This is a genomic window from Nostoc sp. ATCC 53789, from assembly GCF_009873495.1.
GTDB lineage: Bacteria > Cyanobacteriota > Cyanobacteriia > Cyanobacteriales > Nostocaceae > Nostoc > Nostoc muscorum_A.
Genome location: NZ_CP046703.1, coordinates 3,336,028 through 3,361,362 on the forward strand (window position 1 = coordinate 3,336,028; position 25,335 = coordinate 3,361,362).

The following is a 25,335-nucleotide window of genomic DNA, read 5'->3' on the forward strand; positions in this document are numbered from 1 at the left end:
TGATTAACCTTCTCATTCCTCCTGATGAAGGGGAAGAAAACTGATTTCTTCTCCCTCGCTTTACTAAAAAGAGGTTTAAAGATGAATTTAAAAACTGAATGAAATTGTGCCCTGAACTGTAAAAGGTGCTTGTGGGAATACATAAAAGCCGTTGGTTTCGTAGTATTTCACATCAAACAGATTTTTGAAATTGAGTGCGGCTCCCCAATCATTACGTTTGTAGAAGATAGTCGCATCGGTTCTAACATAGGAAGGAAGAGTAAACGGATCGCTTTGGTTAGTAATGCGATCGCCTATAAAAAATAACCCTGCACCAAAACCGAACCCTTGCAAATCACCACTCTGGATTTCATAAGTTGTCCATAAACTAGCGCCATGATAGGGTGCATTTACCAACCGCGAACCTTGCAAAGAAGGATCGTTGTCTTCGCTGACATAGGCATCATTTAAAAAACCAGAAGCTATTATCTTCCAACCGGGTGTAATTTCTCCTGCCACATCCAGTTCAATTCCACGACTTTTTACCTCTCCGACTGCAAAGAATACATCAGGATTATCAGGATCAACTGTCGGTATATTGGTCTTTGTAATATCATAAGCTGCTAACGTCAGCGATATCTGAGGGCTGAGATCGGCTTTAATCCCGACTTCATACTGAGTACCCCGCGAAGGCTCCAGCGCTTCTCCATTCGACCTAAAATTATTGGGTACAAAGGAACGGCTATAACTGACATACAGCGAGATTGGTTCTATTGGCTGATAAACTAATCCGACACGCGGTGAAAAGGCTGTATCATAAAAATTAGATTCTTCTGGCTCGCTACCATTAATTGTGTCAGGAATGAATTTATTGTTGTAATCAACAAAATCATATCTGCCGCCGACTAGCAATTTCAAATTTGGCAGCAATGTCACTTGGTCTTGTAAATAAATTGCTGCTGTATTTGTGGTTGAATCGGACTTTACTGCATAGGTAAAACTTTCACGGGATGGAATTTCATATCCATAGACAGGAGCGAAGATATTTAGTGATGAAATACTTGCTTGATCGAGTGAATAATTACTAATGCTTCTACTGAATTCCACACCAAAAAGTAGCTGATGCTGAATTGATCCAGTTTTGAATTCACTAATCAAATCGGTTTGCAGCGATAAATCGTTACTTTCACCAGGAGAAAGACCTGTAGAGTAGTCTCGCGATAAGGTATCGCCAACTAACTCATTAGGATTAATGTGGGTATCATTTGTCTCAATAAATTGACCAGATAAATTACTCCGCAGACGCAAGTTTTCATTAAATCGATGGTCTAGGGTTAAAGCAAAGCGGTTATTTTCAATATTAATCGAGTCGCTTGGTTCGCCTAAATTCCGGCTGATAGGGAGGTCAAGAAAAACACTGTTAGGTAAAAAACCACGATCAAATACTCTATTGACCTTTGTGTATTCGTATTCTAGAGAGATGTTTGTGGCATCATCAATCTTGTAGCTGACAATGGGAGAGATAGAGAAAACATCCCCATTGACAAAATCACGAAAACTACCAGAGTTTTCATAGGCAATATTGAGACGATATAAAAGATTTTTCTCTGGAGTCAGGGGCCCAGAAATATCAATGGACGAACGATAAAAACTGTAACTTCCTACTGTAAATTCGCCTGCGTAGTAGGGTTCATTTAACGGTTGTTTTGTGACGTAATTAACAATACCACCTGGTTCAAATTGACCATACAGCACTGAAGCTGGGCCTTTTAGAACTTCAACCTGTTCGACATTTGCGCCATAGATAAAAGCATTTTGAGTTTTGAAGCCATTTCTCAGGATGTTTGAGTTGAGAAATCCCCGAATCGTTAAGTCATCTACAGCGCCACTATAGCCTGTTCCCACCGATACACCAGACACGTTACGGGCTGCATCTGAAATCCGAGTGATTCCCTGCTCCTCAATTACTTGTTTGGGTACAACTTGAATGGACTGAGGAATATCGCGCAGTGGGGTGTCGGTTCTGGTTGCAGTTGATGTTTCAGGTACACGATATCCATCAGGATCGCCCGTCACTACTAGTTCAATCGGTTCATCACTCGCCGCAGAAGGTTGACTTGGCGGAGTTTCTGTTTCTGACTGATTTGCTTCAGGCTTTTGTGGTGTTTGTGTTTGTTGTCCTTGGGATGTGGAAGACGTAGCACTAGCCACACTCAAAATCAAACCCTCGTCAGGACTGTCAAACAACTCTACAGTCGGTACACTCGCTTCACCAATCACCGTGACTCGGATAGTATTGGCATCAAAGTTTGCGACCGTTATCTCAGTAATACCTGCAATTGGCCGCTCCGAGCGAAATGTGAATGTATCACCTGAAGGTAAACGTAATTGTGCGTTGGGAATATCAGCGATAAAATTATTGCCCGAACTGCGATTCACCAGTTGTAATTTTTCACCAAGGGCAGTTTGTAAAATCACTTCCACTCCCTGAGTGGTGGGATTAGCCTTAACTGCACTCACTGGGACAATTTCCGTGGTACTCCCTTGGCTGAGTTGTGGTGGTTGTCGAAGTATCTCTGCACTCTTGCCAGGATGTACTAACTCACTTATTCGTTGAATCTCTCTGATTGGTTCCCCAGTAAATGGTTGATTGGAATTAGCATCTGTTGGAGTTGACTTGAGATGCTCTGATACACCTATCCCTACTTCTTCACTTCTAGCAGCAGTTGCGATCGATACAGTCAAAGAGCTTGTCAATAACAGGTAGGGAAGCAATTTTTTCAGTTTCATTCCAATCCAGATCCTCACGGTCTACTAGTAGCCTTAGAACTTAATAGAAAAGTTTTTCATTTCAAATCTGAAATTAAACTATTTTAGCCACAAAGTAAAGTGACAATATATCGCAAGATATTTGACAGTCTTTATCAAGATTTTCTAGCTTATAAAGTTAAAAGACAGCTAATAGCTGGAATAGATATAGTTAAAATGATACAAGTGCAAGACAAGTGTTACTAAAGAAAATGTTGTCCTAATCAATATTTGGAAGACTTTAAAATATTTTTACCAAATAAAATAAGTATAAAATTATACTTATTTTATAAAAAAAGAATACACCGAATTTCATCTGAATGGAATGCAATAACTTGATTGCCCATAGCTCAAATGCGTTTAAACGCACTTAAATTAAAGAAAATAAGATTGATCGGGGCTGATGGGTTAGACTCTCTATCAATTTCCCAACGACTAAAAGGATGTTTGAAAAGTCCTCTTCTTGGTAACAAAACGTTTAGATCCCCCTAAATCCCCCTTAAAAAGGGGGACTTTGACTCCGGTTCCACCCTTTTTAAGAGGGGGATCAATGAGTGCCTAAAATTACAGCCAACTACTTTTCAAACAACCTCTAAGGTTTTTAAGCCCACGGACGTTAGTAATGCCTCGTACAAAAGGGGTTTATAACCGCTTTTTTAATGTTAAATTGACACCTATCAGTAGTACCTTGTCCCTGTGATGGTCTGTATTCTGACCGATTAAGCATTGCTCTAACTTGCTGCGATCGCTGACAAAAAATCAGCTTAATCTACGGAAGACCAGGTTATAAAAATATAATCTATTTACACAAATCAATAAGAATTACCTATCAATAGCTAGTTGCATAAAGCGATACTCTCCTCTAAAGTAAGCAGAGTACTTGAAAATTGCTCTCAATAAAAAGCTTAAAACTTTATTGAGTTGAAATTTGCAATAGCGTCTAGTATTTCGCTAAGGACTCCCTTGTTTAGGCTCTCCTAAAAGAGGTAAAAGAGCCTTAGCTAGTAAAAAGTCAGAATTGTGGGATGAAAACTTACCTGTGAAATGCGATCGATATTTGCGTTCTCATTTTGGCAGGATAAAAGTTGAATGTATCGCAGCAGTATTTAAGCAAGAGTGCATCTAGTTCTGGAAAGTCAAATGGCTATACAAATCAAGGACTTTAAAGAAATTGACCCTAACTTCACGGTTGTTGATCTTCTCCATCAAAGAAGCTTGACACAGCCGGATACAATTGCTTTCACCTTCCTTGAAGATGGAGAAACCCAAGAATCAACACTGACTTATCAACAACTGGTGAAGCGCTCTTGTGCGATCGCATCTCAACTCCAAGCTTTAAATTTAAATGGGGAACGAGCCTTATTACTTTATCCACCTGGACTAGATTACTTAACTGCTTTTTTTGGTTGTCTATACGCTGGAGTTGTTGCAGTTCCGGCTTATCCACCTCTCAATCAACGCAAAACACCCAGAATAAGCGCTATTACTAAAGATGCACAACCTAGCATTGCTCTGACTACAACAGCGATGCTCCCGACATTACAATCCATATTTGCACAAGCAACAAACCTAGAAAGTCTCCAGTGGTTGACTACAGATGATATAGCGCCAGGTTCAGAAGACGCTTGGCAACAAACTCACATCAATCCAGATACCCTAGCTTTTTTGCAATATACATCGGGTTCTACAGGGACACCAAAGGGAGTCATGCTTAGTCACGGCAATTTGCTCCACAATGCCGCCATGACTTACCAAATTATGGAACATTCTCCTAGTAGTAAATTTGTTTCTTGGCTACCTGTTTACCATGATATGGGATTGATTGGTGGTATTTTGCAACCTTTGTATGGTGGATTTCCTTGCATCTTGATGTCCCCAACAGCTTTTTTACAACGACCTTATCGTTGGTTACAGGCAATTTCTCACTACAAAGGTACAACTAGCGGAGCCCCTAACTTTGCTTATGAATTGTGCATTCAAAAGATTACCCCTGAGCAAAAAGAAACCCTTGATTTAAGTAGTTGGAGTGTTGCATTTAATGGTGCTGAACCCATTCGGCAGGATACTTTAGAACGGTTTGCAGAGGCTTTTGCAGAGTGTGGCTTTCGCCGGGAAGCATTTTACCCATGTTACGGGATGGCGGAAGCAACCCTGATGATTTCTGGCGGGAGCAAGAAAGCTGTACCTCCTTGTATAACAGTTGTCAAATCGGCACTTTCCAGAAACCGGGTTGTTGAAGCAAATACTGATAGTGAAGATATTCAAAGTTTTGTCAGTTGTGGACAAACTTTACCACAACAACAAATTGCGATCGCTAATCCAGAGACTTTTACCCCTTGTCAACCTGACGAAGTTGGAGAAATTTGGGTATCAGGCCCTAGTGTTGGGCAAGGTTATCGGCATCGGCAACAAGAGACGGAGCAAGTATTTCACGCCTATCTCCAAGGCACAGGAGTTAGCACAACATTAGGGCCATTTTTACGTACTGGTGACTTAGGCTTTTTGCACAATGGAGAACTCTTCATTACAGGTAGAGCCAAAGATTTAATTATCATCAGAGGTCGTAATCTTTACCCACAAGACATCGAACTAACTACAGAATACAGCCATCCATCATTGCGTTTAGGTAGCTGTGCAGCTTTTGCTGTGGAAGTTGCTCATGAAGAACGGTTGGTAGTGGTGCAGGAATTGGAGTTTCGTGCCAAACCAAATTTTGAAGAAGTTACTGCCGCAATTCGTCAGACCGTTGCAGAAGTACATGAAGTGCAAGTATATGCAGTAGTACTAATCAAACCAGGTAGTATTCCCAAAACTTCTAGCGGCAAAATTCAACGCCGTGCCACAAAAGCCAATTTTTTGGCAACCAAACTGGAAGTTATCAGCCAGAGTATCCTGGATAGTGCAGATGACCTTGAGAATAAGACGAATCTGAGCCGTGAAGCAATTATGGCAACAGCGTCAGAAACCCGCCTACCATTGCTGATATCTTACTTACAAAAACAAATTGCTCAGATATTAAAAATTGAAGTTTCCCAAGTGAAACCAGAACAACCACTAAATAGCTTGGGAATCGATTCCTTAATAGTTTTCGATTTAAAAAATCGAATTCAGGTAGATTTTGGGGTAGCAATATCTGTTGAAGATTTTTTCCAAGATGCTAGTGTCGTTCTGCTAGCAATGCAAATCCTTTCTCAATTAACAATTACAAAATCTTCAGAACCACTGCTACAGCCGATTTCTCGCAATCAAGAACTACCCCTGTGTCTATCTCAAGAGCGCTTGTGGTTCCTTAACCAGTTAGAACCTAATAACCCCTTCTACAACGTTCCCATTGCAATACGTTTGACTGGGAAGCTTCATCAGGCGACATTAGAACAAAGTCTTAACGAAGTCGTACAGCGTCACGAAGCCTTGCGAACTAGCTTTGTATCTGTCAAAGGGCGACCAGTTCAGGTGATTACCCCAAGTGTGAAGTTGACACTACCAGTTTTGGAATTACCAGAAGCAACTGTGGCTGAGGCTTTGCGCTTCGCCACAGAGTTCGCTCAAAAACCCTTTGATTTATCACAGTCGCCACTGCTGCGAGTTCAACTTTTGTATTTGAAACCAGAGGAGCATATATTGCTCTTGACCATGCACCACATTATTGCCGATGGTTGGTCTATTGGTATTCTGATTCAAGAACTAGCAGAGATTTACCAAGCTATTTCTCATGACTTACCTTCTCTACTTCCTAAACTTCCCATCCAGTATGCAGATTTTGCTGATTGGCAGAGAAAATGGCTACAAGGAGAGATTCTTCATACCCAACTTGATTACTGGAAACAGCAGTTAAGCGGTAATCTATCAGTACTGCAACTGACTACAGATAGACCCCGACCAGCAATACAAACCTTCGCTGGTAAAAAGCAATTTCTAGCATTTCCTAAAGCTTTAAGTGAAGCAGTAAAAGAATTAAATCAGCGAGAGGGTGTCACTCAGTTTATGACACTCATCGCAGTATTTAAGACGTTGTTATACTGTTATACAAACCAACAAGAAATCTTAGTTGGTTCGCCTGTCGCAGGTCGGACTAGAGCAGAAACTCAGGGGATAATAGGGTTTTTTATTAATACCCTGGTGCTGCGTACAAATCTATCAGGTAATCCGAGTTTTCGGACTTTATTAGGGCGGGTACGCGAAGTGGCTTTGGGTGCTTACGCTCATCAAGAATTGCCCTTTGAAAAGTTAGTGGAAGAATTACAACCAGAGCGGGATTTAAGCCACAACCCATTGTTTCAAGTGATGTTTATTCTGCAAAATGCTCCCATTCCATCTATAGAATTTCCAGAGCTAACTCTGCATCCCCTAGAGGTTGATAGTGGTACATCTAAATTTGATTTGAAATTCAGTATTTGGGAAAGTACAGAAGGATTTAACGGCTCATTAGAGTATAAAACAGACTTGTTTGATGACAAGACTATTGGGCGAATGATTATTCATTTTGAAATTCTGCTACGCAATGTTGTTGAACAGCCAGATATCAGACTGAATGAGTTAGCCGAAATTATCGTTACCTCTGACAGAGAACAACAGCAAATTAAAGAGAAAGAGCTAGAATTTACCTCATTAGAAAAGCTGAAGTTAACCAAGCGTAAAGTCATTAATTAATAGAAGATAAAAATACATTGGAGTAGCATCAATGAACTTAATCCAATCATTAAAAAGTTTTCCGCGTCAAGTTAGGGCATTTTTACAGCCAAATGATTTAAGTAAAGTAGCGGCTCTTTATGCCCATGAAGAATGGCCTAGACTGCGGTTTGCTCATCGCTACCAAAGTCATTTTGCTCCCCTGAAATGGAAAAAACTCAAGATTTTGGCAATTGGTGTAGGGGGTTACGAAGATCACACAATTGGAGGTGAGGCTTTAAAAACTTTTAAAACTTATTTTCCAAATAGTATGATCTACGGTATTGATATTGTTGATAAAAGGTATTTAGAAGAAGACCGAATTAAAATATTTCACGGCGATCAAAATGATGAATCTTTTATGAAAGATGTTTTCAATGAAACCGGAGCATTAGATATCATCATTGAAGATGGCAGTTCGGCTAATGAACATCATATTAAAGCCTTCTACAAATTTTTTCCTGTACTCAACGAAGGCGGGATTTATGCTGCGGAAAATATTCATCATTCTTACTGGCCAAGTCTTGGACAAAAGTGGTCAGACTTTGCTCAAGAAAGTGTGATGATGCAAAATTGGGTAAACGTGGGTGGAAGTCTTGACTTGAACGACCCAAAAACTGTGATGAATATGTTTAAAAAATTAGTTGATGGATTGAATTATGAAGAATTTTTAAATCCCGGCTATACTCCATCTTATTTTGATAAAAATATTGTTTCTTTGCACTTTTACCATAATTTAGTAATTGTGTATAAAGGCGACAATAGTGAAGGTAGTAATTTTATTGAAAATAACACTTTGCAACCATTCGTTTTGGAAACTCTGGGTGTCAATTCATTGGATGATCTGGGGCTAGAATTTCCAGAAATCGACCAGAAAGCAGATGAAATGAGTTTGACTTTTACCACTATTAAAAGCTGAAGGGAATTCTTGGAGCAAAATTATGAAAATTCCAGAGTCCCCAAAACTTAATCTCAATGAGTTACGAATAACTAAACGGCAAGGTATCAATGTTTCGCCAGCCGAATTGATTAAAGCAGTACCTTTAGTGGCAGGAAATTCGCTTCCTTTGCTTATCCAACCCACTGTAGATGCAGTGAATTTAGTTGCTTGGGCGGTGAGTAATCGGGAGTTGATTACAAATCATTTGTTTAAGCATGGCGGAATTCTGTTTCGGAATTTTCAGGTGAAGAACTATTTGGAGTTTGAGCAGTTTATCAAAAGCGTGACTGGAGAGTTACTGGAATATCGCGATCGCTCTTCACCACGCAGCCCAATCCAAGGTAATATTTATACTTCAACTGACTATCCTGCCAACTCAAGTATTTTTCTGCACAGCGAACTTTCTTACGCCAAAACCTGGCCTTTAAAGATTTTCTTTTTTTGTATTCAGCCTGCACAACAAGGAGGAGAAACACCAATTGCAGACACTCGCAAATTGTTGCAACGGATTGATGGTAAAATTTGCGATCGCTTCAGTCAAAAGGGAGTTATGTATGTCCGTAACTTTGGCGACGGCTTTGGCTTACCTTGGCAAACAGTTTTTCAAACAACCAATCCATCTGAAGTAGAAGCATTTTGTCGTAGTAATGGCATTGAGTTCGAGTGGAAAGAGGGTAATCGTTTGAGAACCCGTCAAGTTCGTCAAGCGGTTGCTACACACCCGCACACAAATGAACTCGTGTGGTTTAATCACGCTGCCTTCTTTCATATCTCAACTTTGGAACCAAGCATCCGCGAACCATTATTAGCAGAGTTCCCAGAATCAGATTTGCCCCACAATACTTATTACGGTGATGGTTCAGCAATTGAACCTGCTGTACTAGATGAAATTCGCTCTGCTTACCAACAAGAAATGGTTATTTTTCCCTGGCAAGCTGGAGATATTTTAATGCTCGATAATATGCTTACAGCGCATGGACGGATGCCATTTGTGGGTGCGCGAAAGATTGCAGTGGGAATGGCAGAACAATACAGTAATTAATATATTTAGTGGCAAGTACGGAGAATCAGAATGCTAGAGGAAATGCAAGGTTTTCGACTCTCACCCCAGCAAAAACATCTGTGGCAATTGCAAGAAATTGATAACCTTCCTTATCGTTCTCAGTGTGCTGTTTTAATTGAGGGAGATTTAGATGTCAATATTTTAAAATTAGTCTTAGAAAGAGTTGTCAATCGCCACGAAATTATCCGTACAAACTTTCGCTCTTTACCTGGAATGACTATCCCATTGCAGGTAATTGGTAAGCAGAAGATAAACTTGGATAACACTTATGATTTGAGCAGTTTGACACCTCAAGAGCAAGAGAACTCGCTGAAAGAATTATTTCATAAAATCAGTCAACAGCCTTTTGATATTATACAAGGTTCTCCTTTACAGCTATGTTTAGTGACTTTATCGGCATCCAAATATGTATTAATTGTGAGCTTACCAGGGCTTTGTGCAGATATTGCTACACTAGAAATTTTGGTGCAAGAAATTAGTCAGTTTTATGCAGCTTGCTTACAGGGTGAAGAAATAGAGAACGAACCATTACAATATGCAGACCTAGCTGAATGGCAAAATGAATTGTTGGAAGGAGCAGAGACAGAAGCTGGTAGAGACTATTGGCAAAAACAAAATATTGCGTTGGATTTGCAAGGATTAAAACTTCCTTTTGGAAAACAATCTATTGACAAATTAGTATTTAAACCACAAACTAAAACTTTTGCGATCGCTCCTGAATTAATAAAACAAATCGATATTTTAAATCAATATAATAATACTTCAATATTTGAGTTTTTATTGGCTTGCTGGCAGATTTTAAATTGGCGCTTAACTAAACAAGAATATCTGACAATAGGCATGGCTTTTGCCGGGAGAAAATATCAAGAACTAGAGACAGTTGTTGGACTATTTTCTAAATGTTTACCGTTAAGTATTGATTTAAAAGCAACATCTAAAATTAAAGATATTGTATACAACAATAACCAATCAATTCAGCAGTTAGACAAAATTCAAGATTATTTTAGCTGGGAACAAATAGCAGGATTAACACAAAATACCTTACATTTCTTTCCGCTTGGTTTTGAATTTAGAGAACAGCCAGATAAGTATCTTGCTGCTGATGTATCGTTTAAAATTTATCAGCAGTATGCCTGTATTGAACGGTTTAAATTAAAACTTTCTTGCCTGCGCCAAGATGACACATTAACAGCAGAATTGCACTACGACTCTAGCGTATTCCAGGCAGAAGACATTAAACGTTTGATAGAGCAATTTCAGACTTTATTGGCTAGTGCGATCGCTAATCCAGATGCGACAATCAGCGAGTTAGAGGTTCTCAGCCAAATTGAGAGACACCAACTGCTATACGAGGTGAATAATAATCAGCGCGATTATCCACAGACTAAGTGTATTCACCAACTGTTTGAAGAACAAGCACAAAGAACACCTGATAACATTGCCATTGTCTTTGAAGACCAACAACTGACTTACGCACAGTTGAACAGCAAAGTCAATCAACTAGCTCACTACTTGCAACAACAAGGAGTTAAGGCGGAAGTTGTGGTAGGACTTTGCACAGAGCGATCGCTGGAAATGATGATTGGATTATTAGGAATCCTCAAAGCTGGTGGCGCATACCTACCGCTAGATCCAACTTTGCCACAGGGAAGTCTGAACTTACGCTTGCAAGGGATTCAAGTAGATATCATTTTGACACAACAGTGTTGGCTAAATATTTTGCCAACAGATGCAGCCAAGGTAATCTGTTTAGACACAGATTGGGAGGTTATTGCTCAAAACAAAGATGAGAATCCCAGCAGTGAAGTGACACCTGAGAATTTAGTATATGTACTGTTCACCTCTGGTTCTACAGGTAAACCGAAGGGAGTTGCGATCGCACATCAACAACTTCTTAATTACGTCAATGCCATTATAGATAGGTTAAACCTGCCAGGCGGGATCAACTTCGCCACTGTTTCCACCTTGGCTGCCGACTTGGGTAACACCGTTATCTTTCCTGCTCTTTGTACAGGAGGATGTCTGCATTTGATATCATATCAGCGTGCTACTGACTCAGCAGCCTTAGCAGAATACTGTGGTAAACATCCAATCGATTGTCTTAAAATTGTCCCCTCTCACCTAGCCTCCCTTTTGGCATCTTCTTCGGCTAAGTTCATCTTGCCCCGTCAGCGATTGATCCTGGGTGGTGAAGTTGCTAATTGGCATTTAATCGAGCAGATTCAGCACTATACCCCAGATTGCCTAATCTTCAATCACTACGGGCCGACAGAAGCTTGTGTTGGTGTCTGTACCCTAGAGATTGTGCCTGAGCAAGTCGAGCGTCATTTAGCAGCAACAGTCCCCCTTGGTCGCTCAATTGCTAACACCCAAGTATATATTTTAGAAGAAAACTACAAACTAGCTCCCCTAGGAGTCAAGGGCGAAATCTACATTGGTGGTGCGGGTCTTGCTCGATGCTATCTCAATCAGCCCGATCAAACAGCTTTGAAATTTATTCCCCATCCTTACAGCGACATACCGGGAGCGCGACTTTACAAAACTGGTGACTTAGGTCGTTATCTGCCAAACGGCACGATTGAATTTCTTGGCCGTATCGACAACCAAGTTAAAATTCGGGGTTTCCGTATCGAACTGGGTGAAATTGAAGCTGTATTAAATCAGTATCCTCATGTGCGAGAGGTTGTAGTTTTAGTAAGAGAATCAGAATCTGGGCAAAAATATCTGGCAGCTTTTGTTGTACCTTCCGAAGAATCCCCTTGCTCGACCAATGAACTGCGCGGCTATATTCGGGACAGGTTGCCTGAGTATATGCTACCTTCAACCTTTATTATCCTCAAAGCATTACCACTAACTCCCAACGGCAAGGTAGACCGTCAGGCGTTGCTAGAACTTAACCCCGTGCGCCCTGAATTAGAAACCAGTTTGGCAACTCCTCGCACGCCAGTTGAAGAAGTACTAGCGGGAATTTGGATTGGGTTGCTTGGTATTGAGCGTGTGGGCATCCACAATAACTTTTTTGAATTGGGAGGGCACTCGTTACTAGCTACACAAGTTGTTTCCCAAGTGCGCGAAGCCTTCCAAGTAGAGATGCGGTTACGTAGTTTGTTTGAGAAACCTACGATCGCCGGACTTGCGGAACTGATTGAAACGGCAATGAGGAGCAGTGAGAAATTAGAAATTCCACCAATTGAGCGCGTTCCTCGGAATGAAGCATTACCTTTATCTTTTGCCCAGCAAAGATTGTGGTTCCTTGACCAATTAGATCCGAGCAATCCTTTTTACAACATCTCCAGTGCGATTTTACTTAAAGGCTCACTCAATGTCCCAATTTTAGAGCAGAGTTTTCAAGAAATTGTGCAACGCCATGAAGCTTTGCGAACTAGTTTTGTCAACGTCAATGGCGAACCAGTGCAAGTTATTGCGCCAGCACTCAACATCACCTTACCAGTGGTGGATCTTCAGAAGTTATCTCTAGAGGAACGAGAGGCGGAGACACGACGGCTGACTAATTTGCACGCACGGCATTCTTTTGACTTAACTCAAAGTCCATTGCTACAAACCACCTTGTTGCAATTGGCAGAGGATGAGCATATTTTGCTGTTCACCATCCACCACATTGTTGCTGATGCTTGGTCAGCAGGGGTGCTGATTCGGGAAGTGGCTGCACTTTATGAATCATTCTCTACTAGCACGCTTTTACTATTGCCCAATCTGCCTATCCAATACGCAGACTTTACCTTATGGCAGCGACAGTGGTTGCAAACAGAGGTACGTTCCTCCCAGATGGCTTATTGGAAACAGCAGTTAGGTGGAAATTTACCAGTGCTGCAACTCCCAAGCGATCGCCAGCGCCCAGCTATTCAAACCTTTAGAGGCAAAAAGCAGTCGTGGTTTATTCCTCAAACTCTCTCCCAGGCGCTCAAGTCAATTTCGCAACGGGAAGCAGTCACTCTATTCATGACAATGCTTGCAGCATTCAAAACCTTGCTGTATCGTTATACAAGTCAAACTGATATCCTCGTCGGTTCTCCGATCGCCAATCGCAACCGTAGCGAGATAGAGGGACTAATCGGCTTTTTTGTCAATACCCTAGTTTTGCGTACCGACTTATCAGGGAATCCGAGTTTTAGAGAATTGCTGCGGCGAATTCGAGAAGTAACACTGGATGCTTATACTCACCAAGATTTACCCTTTGAGCAGCTAGTTGCAGAGTTGCAACCAGAACGCAACCTGGGACACACGCCGCTATTTCAAGTGATGTTCGTGTTGCAGAATGCTCCAATGGAAACACTGAAGCTTTCAGGATTGAGTCTTACTCCAGTGGAAGTAGACACTGAAATAGCCAGATTTGATTTAACTTTGTCGCTGACTGACACTGCACAAGGATTAATCGGGGTGTTCGAGTACAACACCGATTTATTTGACTCAGCTGCGATCGCTAGGATGCAAGGACATTTCCAAACCTTGCTAGAGGGAATTGTCGCCAATCCAGACCAGCAGCTATCAGATTTACCAATTTTGACCCAGGCAGAACAACAGCAACTACTAGTAAATTGGAACGATTCGCAAGCTGATTATCCGAAAGTTTGTATTCATCAGTTGTTTGAGGCGCAGGTAGAACGAACACCAAATGCGATTGCAGTAGTTTTTGAAGATCAACAACTTACCTATCAACAGCTAAATACCCGTGCAAATCAGCTAGCACACCATTTACAAACACTGGGTGTAGGAAAAGAAACCCTAGTGGGAATTTGCACAGAGCGATCGCTAGAAATGATTATTGGACTATTGGGCATCCTGAAAGCGGGTGGTGCATATCTACCAATCGATCCAGCCTATCCTGCGGAACGCCTCGCATTCATGCTAGAAGATGCCCAAGTGTCAGTACTGCTAACTCAACAGAATTTACTAGCGGCGTTGCCACAACATCAAGCTCAGGTAGTATGTCTGGAGAAAATTCCCAAAGGTATTGCTGACAATCCCATTCACAACGCCACTGCTGACAACTTGGCTTATGTGATTTACACCTCTGGTTCTACTGGTCAACCAAAAGGAGTGCAGATTACCCACAGTGCTGTCGTTAACTTCTTAAGTACGATGCGCCTGAATCCTGGGCTGACTCAGCAAGATATCCTTCTCTCTGTCACCACATTATCCTTTGATATTGCCGCACTAGAACTATATCTGCCATTAATTACTGGCGCTCGTTTGGTAATAGTCAGCCGTCAAGTGGCAACTGATGCCACGCAGTTGTCAGAACAGCTAGTTTCTTCTGGTGCTACAGTCATGCAAGCTACGCCAGCTACCTGGAGGCTGCTGCTAGCTGCTGGGTGGCAAGGTAGTAGTAGGCTGAAAATTCTTTGTGGCGGTGAAGCCCTCGATCGCAGTCTTGCGGATCAGTTGCTCAAAGGAGGCTGCCAAGTGTGGAACTTATACGGGCCAACAGAAACCACCATTTGGTCAGCGATTCACAAGGTAGACGAGCAAATGGAGCCACAAGATGGCATCGTCTCTATCGGTCGCCCGATTGCCAACACACAATTCTATATTTTAGATCCAGGGCAGAAATTAGTTCCTGTGGGAATTCCGGGTGAATTGCATATTGGTGGTGCTGGATTAGCTCGTGGTTATCTTCACAGACCAGAACTCACAGTCGAGAAGTTCATCTCGCACCCCTTTCAAAGCAGAGTGAAAGAAGACCAATTTTCAAAGAAGTATCGCCTTTACAAAACTGGGGACTTGGTTCGCTACCGAGCCGACGGAACCATAGAGTTTTTGGGACGGATCGATCATCAGGTGAAAGTTCGGGGCTTCCGTATCGAACTTGGAGAAATTGAAGCCTTACTAAACCAACATCCAGAGGTGCAGACAAGTGTAGTTGTGATTCAGGGCGATGAACCCAGCGATCGCCGTTTGGTAGCTTATGTAGTTCTTCAGCGCGATCGGGTAGTGGCAATTAGTGAACTGAGCCGCTTTTTAGAGAAGAAACTACCAAGTTATATGATACCAAGAGCCTTTGTGATTTTGGAAGCACTGCCCTTAACACCTAATGGCAAAATAGACCGCCGTGCCTTGCCTGCATTTGATCCAGCCAGACCCCATCTCGAAGGAAGTGCGATCGCACCTCGCAATCCAGTAGAAGAAGTATTAGCCGGGATTTGGCAAGAAGTTCTGGGTGTGGAAATCCTTAGTATCTATGACAATTTCTTTGAGTTAGGGGGGCATTCACTATTAGCAACCAGAGTTATTTCTCGCGTGAAGAAAGCTTTTGAGGTCGATTTACCTCTACGTGGTTTATTTGAGTCACCAACGGTAGCTAGACTAGCCGCAGAAATTCACAAGGCAATGAAAGCAGAAATAGTCAGAGAAATTCCGCCCATCCAGCGCGTTGCTAGAGATGGTCACTTACCCCTGTCGTTTGCCCAACAAAGATTATGGTTATTAGAGCAACTCCAACCAGACAGCTTTATGTACAACATACCTGTCGCTGTGCGGTTCATAGGTTCTTTGAATGTGGCTTTGCTAGAACAGAGTTTGAATGAAATTGTCCGTCGTCACGAAGTCCTGAATACTACTTTTTATATGGTAGATGGACAACCATTTCAGGCGATTCCCACCGAAACCGGCGCTAACATCTTAACCCAAACTGTGACATTGCCAGTATTAGACCTACGCGACTTACCAGAGGTAGAACGGGAAGTTAAAATTCAACAACTCATTATCGAGTCAGCCCAACACACTTTTGATCTAGCCCAAGCTCCATTAATGCGATGCACTGTCCTGTGCGTCGGTGAACAAGAGCATATAGTATTGTTCACAATCCACCATATTGTTTCAGATGGCTGGTCAATGGGTATATTCATTCGGGAGTTAGCATTACTGTACGAAGCCTTTTCTTGTAACAAACCTTTTCTACTTCCAGAATTACCCATCCAATATGCAGACTTTGCTGTGTGGCAAAGACAGTGGTTACAAGGAGAAGTACTAGAAACTCAACTTGCCTACTGGAAGCAACAATTGGGGAATAACCTCCCTGTAATGCAATTATCAGATCGTCCCCGCACAGACATTAAAACCCGCCGGGGTGCTTCTCAAACTTTTGTAATTCCTCCTCAAGAGTCCTTAGCACTGCAAACCCTCTCACGCCAGCAGGGTGTCACCTTATTTATGACCTTGCTAGCAGGATTTCAGGTATTACTACAACGCTACACAAATCAAGATGACATCGTGATTGGCACTGATGTTGCTAACCGTAACTTAGCTGAAACTGAGTTGCTGATAGGTTTTTTTGTGAATCTGCTTGTCTTACGCACCGACTTGAGTGGTAATCCAAGTTTTCGAGAGTTGCTTGGGCGAGTGCGTCAAGTAGCATTAGGAGCTTATGCTCATCAAGACTTACCTTTTGATGAATTAGTAAAAGCTCTACAACCAGAGCGGAATTTAAGCAACACTCCGCCATTATTTCAGGTATTATTTGTCCTCCAAAATGCACCCATGCCGCCTTTGGAATTACCAGGACTAACCTTAAGTTTATTAGAAATTGAACACAAAGTCGCTAGATTTGATTTAGCACTATTTCTGACTGAAACAGAGCAAGGAATTTCAGGTAATTGGCAATATAACTCTGACTTATTTGATGCCAGCACTATCACTCTTATGACCGATCGCTTCCAGACACTTCTTAACAGTATAATTTCACAACCCGATGCTCGGATTGGTAGCTTAGAAATGCTTACCGAAGCTGAAAGAGAACAACAAGCTATACAAAAAAAAGAACGTAGAGCCTTTAATCAGAAAAAGTTAATCGGCATTACTCCCAAAGCTGTTAGCTTGTTACCAGAAACATTGGTAAAAACTAATTATCTCCAACCTGGGCAAACATTTCCTCTCGTAATTCAGCCAGCTACAGACGATATTGATTTGGTAACTTGGGCTAAAACTAACCAGGAATTTATCCAGACAGAATTATTAAAGCATGGGGCAATTTTATTTCGAGGTTTTAATGTAGAATTAGTCTCAGAATTTGAAAGTTTTGCTCAGACAATTTCGCCAGAATTGTTTGGTGATTATGGTGATTTACCTCGAACTGGAGAAGGTGGTAAAGTTTATGGTTCTACCCCTTATCCACCGGATAAAGCAATCCTTTTTCATAATGAAAGCTCTCATTTACATCAGTGGCCGCTGAAAATTTGGTTTTTCTGTGTGCAACCAGCACAACAAGGTGGAGAAACACCGATTATAGACTGCCGCAAAGCTTACAAAATTCTCAATACCAAGCTGCGGGAAAGATTAGATCAAAAACAATTAATGTATGTTCGTCACTATACAAATGGTCTAGATGTAAGCTGGCAAAACTTCTTTCGTACCGATGATAAATCTATCGTAGAAAATTATTGTCGTCAGACTAAAATTGATTTTGAATGGTATGATGATAACAGTCTAATTACGCGCCAAGTTCGTCCAGCTTTAGCAGTACATCCAAAAACGAACGAACCTGTATTTTTTAATCAAATTCAGTTACACCATATAGCGTATCTAGATCCAGAAGTTCGGGAATCTTTATTGTCTACTTTTGGAGATGAAAAGCTACCGCGTAATGTTCATTACGGAGACGGTACTCCTATAGAAGACTCAGTTATTGCAGAAATAAATGAAGTTTATCAGCAGTCTCAGACGAGCTTTACTTGGCAAAAAACTGATATTTTAATGTTAGATAATATGCTGACTGCTCACGGGCGAAATCCATATATAGGTTCTCGCAAACTTGTTGTGGCAATGGCAGAAATGATTCAATAATCGAAAAAAATAAATATAAATAAATTCCATTAAAAGGAGGATGAATACTTGATATCTTCAGAACAACGCAATACTAATCATGATGCGATCGCTTCCATTTACGATTTGAAAAGTCTACTAGAACGCCACGACATTGTGCTGGAGTGTATAGACAAATTAATCCTTCAAAATATTCCAGAAGGAGCGCATATTTTTGACCTCGGTTGCGGTACAGGACAAATTGCCCAACGGCTACTAAAAAGAGGTTATCAAGTAACTGGGCTTGATAGCTCTGAAGGAATGCTTAATATTGCTCGTGAGAATGCACCAGAAGCTAAGTTTATTCTAGATGATGCCCGCTTTTTTAAATTACCGCCAACTTTTCATGCAGTTATTTCCACAGATGTAGTTCTGAATTATATCCTCAGCATTGAAGAATTACAGAATACATTGCAAAACGTGTATGATGCTTTGCTAGAAAATGGTATATTTGCCTTTGAATTATATCTAGAAGAATTATGTGAATCAAATTGGAAAAATAACGAATCTGGTGGGGGTGTTAAAGAAGATAATGTCTGGGTTGATATTTGGAGCTACGATCCAAATACCAAAATAGGTCGAAAAGATACCACCAGATTTGAATTTATAAATGGTAACTGGCAACGCTTAGATAGAAGCTTTTTCTTAAAACCTTATTCAGCAGCAGAGGTTAAAATAGCTCTGGAAAAAGTAGGATTCACAGAAATCAGTATCTATGATATTAACCGCGAACTTGAAGTAAACAAAACCTCTGAAGCTGCCTGCTTCGTTTGTCGTAAACAGCTAAGTAAATAGGCATAACTCAGCAACATTGTATTTTCTTTATGAAGAATAACGATAAATATAACCATCCTAAATAAGTCGTGAACATCTCCAATTCTTCTCTCTGCGTTCTCTGCGCCTCTGTGGTTAATTTATTTTAAAAATGATTTAGGATTCCTATATATGCCAACTCAAATAACTCAAGGTTTTCGCCTTTCCCCTCAACAGAAACATATTTGGTCATTACAGCAAAATAATTCCGCTTATTTTGCTCAATGTGCCCTTCTTCTAGAAGGCAATCTCAAACCAGAAGTATTAAAAGCTGCTTTAGAACAAGTCATTATTCGACATGGAATTTTACGTACAACTTTTCACTGCCTACCGGGAATGAAAATTCCTATGATGGATGTAAAAAATAGTAGTATTCTATCGTGGGATAACATCGATCTGAGTCATTGTGAACCCAAAGAAATCTCAAGTAAAATTGCAGAGCTTTTCCAAACAGCAGCGTCCCTAACTTTGGACTTTGAGCAAGGAACACTGTTACATATATCTCTACTAACGCTATCAACAAAAAAGCATATTTTAGTTATTAGTCTGCCTTCAGTTTGTGCCGATACTTGGACACTCAAAAATCTGGTGACAGAAATCAGCAATTCATACTCTGCTTGTTTACAAGGTGAGAGACTATCTGAAGAAGTTGTACAATATCTACAATTCTCAGAATGGCAGAATCAATTACTCGCAGATGAAGATGCAGAAGCAGCCAAGCAATATTGGCATGAGCAACTTTCTCGACTTGCTTCGTTGAAATTACCTTTTGAAAGCCAGCCGTCACAGCCATCCAAGTTTGAGATCAACTGCTGTCGATTAGATATTCCTCCTGATGTGACAGCCAAGATTGCCAACTTAGCTCAAAAGTATGATAATTCTACTGCTGTCATCTTACTAGCTTGCTGGCAAACGCTGATTTGGCGACTTACAGGACAGCCAGATATCGTTATTGGTATGGCTAGCGATCGCAGAGACTACGAAGAACTATACAGTTTATTAGGACTTGTTGCTACTTGGTTGCCAATTAAAAGCCATTTGACACCAGACTTACGCTTTCAAGAAGTTGTACAATTAACTAATCAGACTATAGAAGCTAGTGCAGAATGGCAAGATTATTTTGTGCCAGAACCGATAGAAAATCACGAACAACTAGCTTTTCCCATCGGCTTCGAGTTTGAGCAACTACCAGAAAAACTCGTTGCTGGCGACGTATCATTTTCTCTTGAGCAATATTACAGTTGTATTGAACAATTTAAAGTAAAACTCACTTGTACTCAACGCGAGCATTCTTTAACCACAGAGTTCTACTACGATGTAAATTACTTTACAGCCGATACTATTGAACGTCTAGCCAGAGAATTCCAAACTTTATTAACGAGTGTAACTGCTCATCCCGAAGAGAAGATTAGCCAATTAGAAATTCTCAGCTTTAGCGATCGCCAACAATTACTAGTAGAATTTAACCAAACACATATTGACAATCCCCAATATAAATGTATTCACCAACTATTTGAAGAACAAGTACAAAAAACACCAAATAAAATTGCCGTTGTCTTTGAAGATCAGCAACTCACTTATGCACAGTTGAACCGCAAAGCTAATCAACTTGCCCACTATTTGCAACAGCGAGGAGTCAAGCCGGAAGTTTTAGTAGGACTTTGCACAGAGCGATCGCTCTTGATGATTATTGGGCTTTTGGGCATCATAAAAGCTGGTGGAGCCTATCTACCACTAGATCCAACCTTACCCAAGGAAGGTTTTGCTAGCCGATTGCAGGATATCGAAATACCATTGATATTGACACAACAGCGATTAGTCGATAACCTGCCAACAGATGTAGCACAGATAATTTGCTTAGACACAGATTGGGATATCATTGCCGATCATAAAGATGAAAATTCCATCAGTGCAGTAACAGCCCAGAATTTAGTTTATGTTTTGTTCACCTCTGGCTCTACTGGTAAACCGAAGGGAGTTGCCATCGAACACCAGCAACTGCTGAATTACCTTCACGGAATCACACAGAGGTTAGACTTATCAAGCACAACTAACTTTGCCACTGTTTCCACCTTAGCTGCTGACTTGGGTAACACTGGAATCTTTGCTGCCCTTTGTACTGGTGGATGTCTGCATATATTATCCATTGAGTGTGCTACTGACTCAGCAATCTTGGCAAAATACTGCCGCACCCATCCCATTGACTGCCTCAAAATTGTCCCCTCCCACCTTGCTACTCTTCTCGCCTCTGCCCCATCCGATTCCATCTTGCCCCGCCAGCAGCTAATTCTGGGTGGCGAAGCTGCAAGTTGGCAACTTATTGAGCAGATTCGGCAGCAAGCTCCATCCAGCTTAATCTTCAATCACTATGGCCCTACAGAAGCCACCGTAGGGGTTACTACCTTCGCAGTTCAAAATCAGCAAATTAGTACGCAGACAGTACCCCTTGGTCGTCCGCTTGCCAATACGCAGATTTATCTACTAGATAAGCAACTGCAACCAGTACCCATTGGTGTACCAGGTGAATTGTATATTGGTGGTGCGGGGTTAGCCAGAGGTTATCTCAATCGCTCTGATCTAACGGCAGAAAAGTTTATTCCTAATCCTTTTGCAGAGATGGGTTCACGTCTATACAAAACTGGTGATATGGCTCGTTACTTAGCTGACGGCAATATTGAATTCATTGGGCGAGTTGATCAGCAGGTAAAAATTAGGGGTTTCCGTGTTGAACTTGGAGAAATTGAAAGCGTACTGTGTCAACATCCGCAAGTACAACAAGCTGTAGTTTCTGTTCGGGAAGACAATAGCAACAAATCCTTAATAGCCTACGTTGTTTCTAAGCAAACACAAACACCCAATGTTAGCGAACTGCAAAAATTTCTTAGAGAAAAACTACCAGAATACATGATGCCCTCAACTTTTATCATGTTGAAGGCTCTGCCACTAACATCCAATGGTAAAATCAACCGTAATGCACTTCCAGAATCAAATGGCGATCGCCCAGAATTGGCAGCAAATTATGAACCACCACAAACTGAGGTAGAGCAAAGCATCGCTGATATCTGGCAACAGATCCTTCATGTTGAGAAAGTGGGCATTCATGATAATTTCTTTGATATCGGTGGTCACTCATTATTGCTTGTTCAAGCTCACGCTAAACTACGAGAAATTTTCCTCAGCAATATATCAGTGATTAATTTATTTGAATATCCAACTATCAACTCATTAGCTAAATATTTAACCCGAAAACAGACGGAAGTAGCTTCTTTTGAAGAAAGCACTCAACGCGCCCAAAGCCGCACTGATTCTAGGCAGTCAAGGGCGCAATATAGGTAAAATAATGTGACCAAAAGTAGCACGGACAAAACCTTTACTAATAACAGCTTACCCATGACACCTGACGATTGTAAGGAGACTCAAATCAGCGATTTAGACATAGCTATTATCGGTATATCGGGACGTTTTCCTAAAGCCAGTAATTTGGATAAGTTCTGGCAAAACCTCAAAGATGGTTTGGAAGCAATTTCATTTTTTTCAGACCAAGAGCTAGAATCAATGGGAGTAGATACAACTACCTTAAATAACCCAAATTATGTCAAAGCAAATGCTGTACTAGAAGATATAGAATTATTTGATGCTGCATTCTTTGATTACTCTCCCAAAACAGCAGAAATAATAGATCCCCAGCACCGCCTCTTTTTGGAAACAGCTTGGGAGGCTTTGGAAAGTGCTGGCTATGATTCTAAAACTTATCAAGGTCGAATTAGTGTTTACGGTAGCGCCAGTATTAGTAGTTACTTTTTATTCAATCTTTTTTCTAATCCTGAATTAATCAAATTAGTTGGTCTTGACCAAATTAGACATCATAATCGTACAGATAATCTGACTACACGAGTTGCTTATAAATTAGATTTAAAGGGTTCAGCTATCACCGTCCAAACTGGATGTTCTAGTTCATTAGTTGCTATTCATTTAGCCTGCCAAAGCTTAATAGATCGTGAATCCGATCTGGTTTTAGCAGGTGGAGTTTCTATAACTAACTTAAAAAAGACTGGCTATGCGTATCAAGAGGGAGGAATTTTGTCTCCCGATGGACATTGCCGCGCCTTTGATGCCAAAGCGCAAGGAACAGTTGGCGGTGATGGGGTAGGTATAGTAATTTTAAAACGATTAGCAGATGCGATCGCTAATGGAGACTATATTCATGCTGTAATTAAAGGTTCAGCGATTAATAATGATGGTTCTGCCAAAATTGGCTATACAGCTCCTAGTATCGATGGTCAAGCCAAAGTGATTGCTGAAGCTCTCGCCATCAGCAGAATTGAACCCGATATGGTCAGTTATGTAGAGGCTCATGGCACCGGCACCGTTTTAGGAGATCCGATTGAAATTGCAGCGTTAACTAAATCTTTTCGCGCCAGAACTCAGAAAAAGAATTTCTGTGCTATTGGTTCAGTAAAAACGAATATCGGCCACCTAGATACTGCATCTGGTGTTGCAGGCTTAATCAAGACTGTCCTCGCACTCAAACACAAGCAAATACCACCCAGCTTACACTTTCAAGAACCATCACCCCAGATTGATTTTGCTAATAGTCCCTTCTACGTTAACGACAAGCTTTCAGAATGGAAGTCAAACGGGAATCCTAGACGTGCAGGAGTCAGTTCTTTTGGTATTGGTGGCACTAATGCTCATGTAGTTCTAGAAGAAGCTCCGGTAGAGAAGCAGTGGAGGCAAGGGGAGCAGGGTAGGAAACATCATCTGTTAGTTGTTTCTGCGAAAACAGAATCAGCATTAGAGACAGCTACGGCAAATCTGGCTAATCACCTCAAACAGCATCCCGATTTAAACTTAGCTGATGTTGCTTACACTCTTAAAGTAGGCCGTCGAGCTTTTGACTATCGTCGGATGGTAGTTTGTCAAGATATTGATGATGCAATCAAAGTTTTAGAAACAAAAGACCGGGAACGAGTTCTCACGCACTATCAAGAACCAGGTGAGCCAGAAGTTGTATTTATGTTTCCTGGTCAGGGATCTCAATATGTAGGAATGGGTCTAGGATTATACCAAACTGAGCCAATTTTCCGCGAACAAGTTGATTATTGCTGTAAGCAACTTAAACCTATTTTAGGGTTAGACTTATGCACTATTCTCTATCCCAGCCAAGAACAGAGCCAATGGGCGACACAGCAGTTAATACAAACTAATATTACCCAGCCGGCGTTGTTCGTAATTGAATATGCTTTAGCACAATTGTGGATAGCTAGAGGAGTGCATCCTAGTGCAATGATTGGTCACAGTATAGGAGAATATGTCGCTGCTTGTTTAGCTGGGGTATTTTCTCTAGAAGATGCTTTGATGCTAGTTGCTACTCGTGGGCAACTGATGCAGCAACTACCTTCAGGCGCAATGCTGGCTGTAGCGCTACCGGAGAAAAAAGTTATGCAGATGCTAGGTGATAAACTCTCCTTAGCAGCCATTAACGCACCAGAGCGTTGTGTAGTTTCGGGCCCAAGCGCAGAGATTGAAGATTTGCAAAACCGCTTAACTGAGCAAGGGATTGACTACCGTTCTCTGCATACATCTCACGCCTTTCATTCTCAAATGATGGACTCGATTCTAGAGCCGTTTACCAAGCTATTAGCAAAAATCAATCTTAATCACCCAAAAATTCCTTTTTTATCTAACGTAACTGGTACTTGGATCACTCCAGAAGAGGCAATAAATAACAGTTATTGGGCTAAACATTTGCGGTCATCAGTACGCTTTGCTGATGGCATTACTGAATTGTGTAAACAGCCAAATCGGATTTTTTTAGAAGTTGGGGCTGGTCGCACTTTAAGTACTTTGACTAAGCAACAATTCCCGGAAAAATTTGTGTTTTGTTCTATAAGTCATCCTCAAGATCAACAATCTGATGCTGTATTTTTATTAAAGACTCTGGGATCTTTATGGATGTATGGGATACAAGTAGATTGGTCAGGGTTTTATGCCAATCAAAAACTTCATCGACTTCCTTTACCGACTTATCCTTTTGAACGAAAAAAATACTGGATTGATTCTGCTAACGTTAATGAGTTGAATCGATTGAATAGCAAAGAAAATTATAATGATCAGAAGTTGCAGAATGAACAAATTAGTAGTCAACCAAATAATTTAGGAGATAAATCACAACATTTAAGTATTCAATCCCAGCAAAACAATATCCTTCAACTTAATAGCAAAAATCAAAACAGTGGAGATCGTA

The 25,335-nt window shown here is 41.0% G+C and carries 7 protein-coding genes and 1 pseudogene; 7 read left to right on the forward strand and 1 reads right to left on the reverse strand.

Going from position 1 to position 25,335, the window contains the following annotated elements; genetic code table 11:
* Positions 1 to 87: 87 nt before the first annotated feature.
* Positions 88 to 2,769: a TonB-dependent siderophore receptor gene (locus tag GJB62_RS13745; protein WP_114083436.1), complete on the reverse strand. Its 2,682-nt coding sequence runs from the start codon at positions 2,767 to 2,769 to the stop codon at positions 88 to 90.
* A 1,158-nt stretch (positions 2,770 to 3,927) separates the two neighbouring features.
* Between GJB62_RS13745 and GJB62_RS13750 the strand changes: the two genes are divergently transcribed.
* The 7 genes and pseudogenes from GJB62_RS13750 to GJB62_RS13780 form a co-directional block, all read left to right on the forward strand.
* Positions 3,928 to 7,437, forward strand: a complete 3,510-nt coding sequence (locus tag GJB62_RS13750; RefSeq protein ID WP_114083435.1) for a condensation domain-containing protein — start codon at positions 3,928 to 3,930, stop codon at positions 7,435 to 7,437.
* A 31-nt stretch (positions 7,438 to 7,468) separates the two neighbouring features.
* Positions 7,469 to 8,374, forward strand: a complete 906-nt coding sequence (locus GJB62_RS13755; RefSeq protein ID WP_114083434.1) for a class I SAM-dependent methyltransferase — start codon at positions 7,469 to 7,471, stop codon at positions 8,372 to 8,374.
* 22 nt (positions 8,375 to 8,396) lie between these two features.
* Positions 8,397 to 9,437, forward strand: coding sequence for a TauD/TfdA family dioxygenase (locus GJB62_RS13760; RefSeq protein ID WP_114083433.1), 1,041 nt, complete (start codon positions 8,397 to 8,399; stop codon positions 9,435 to 9,437).
* Positions 9,438 to 9,467: 30 nt separating this feature from the next.
* Positions 9,468 to 18,257 carry a non-ribosomal peptide synthetase gene (locus GJB62_RS13765; protein ID WP_114083432.1) on the forward strand — a complete coding sequence of 2,930 codons (8,790 nt, stop codon included), beginning with the start codon at positions 9,468 to 9,470 and terminating at the stop codon, positions 18,255 to 18,257.
* Between the two features lie 48 nt (positions 18,258 to 18,305).
* Complete coding sequence (locus GJB62_RS13770; RefSeq protein ID WP_114083431.1) at positions 18,306 to 19,070, forward strand: class I SAM-dependent methyltransferase; 765 nt, start codon at positions 18,306 to 18,308, stop codon at positions 19,068 to 19,070.
* Positions 19,071 to 19,220: 150 nt separating this feature from the next.
* Positions 19,221 to 22,424, forward strand: a complete 3,204-nt coding sequence (locus tag GJB62_RS13775) for a non-ribosomal peptide synthetase (RefSeq protein ID WP_114083430.1) — start codon at positions 19,221 to 19,223, stop codon at positions 22,422 to 22,424.
* 54 nt (positions 22,425 to 22,478) lie between these two features.
* Positions 22,479 to 25,148 (forward strand): annotated as a pseudogene (locus GJB62_RS13780) (type I polyketide synthase); the annotation flags it as partial.
* Positions 25,149 to 25,335: the final 187 nt, after the last annotated feature.

Bases quoted from the DNA above. Each gene is read 5' to 3' on its own strand.
- GJB62_RS13775 (WP_114083430.1), top strand. From the start codon at position 19,221: ATGCCAACTCAAATAACTCAAGGTTTTCGCCTTTCCCCTCAACAGAAA.
- GJB62_RS13745 (WP_114083436.1), bottom strand. From the start codon at position 2,769: ATGAAACTGAAAAAATTGCTTCCCTACCTGTTATTGACAAGCTCTTTG.
- GJB62_RS13755 (WP_114083434.1), top strand. From the start codon at position 7,469: ATGAACTTAATCCAATCATTAAAAAGTTTTCCGCGTCAAGTTAGGGCA.
- GJB62_RS13750 (WP_114083435.1), top strand. From the start codon at position 3,928: ATGGCTATACAAATCAAGGACTTTAAAGAAATTGACCCTAACTTCACG.
- GJB62_RS13760 (WP_114083433.1), top strand. From the start codon at position 8,397: ATGAAAATTCCAGAGTCCCCAAAACTTAATCTCAATGAGTTACGAATA.
- GJB62_RS13765 (WP_114083432.1), top strand. From the start codon at position 9,468: ATGCTAGAGGAAATGCAAGGTTTTCGACTCTCACCCCAGCAAAAACAT.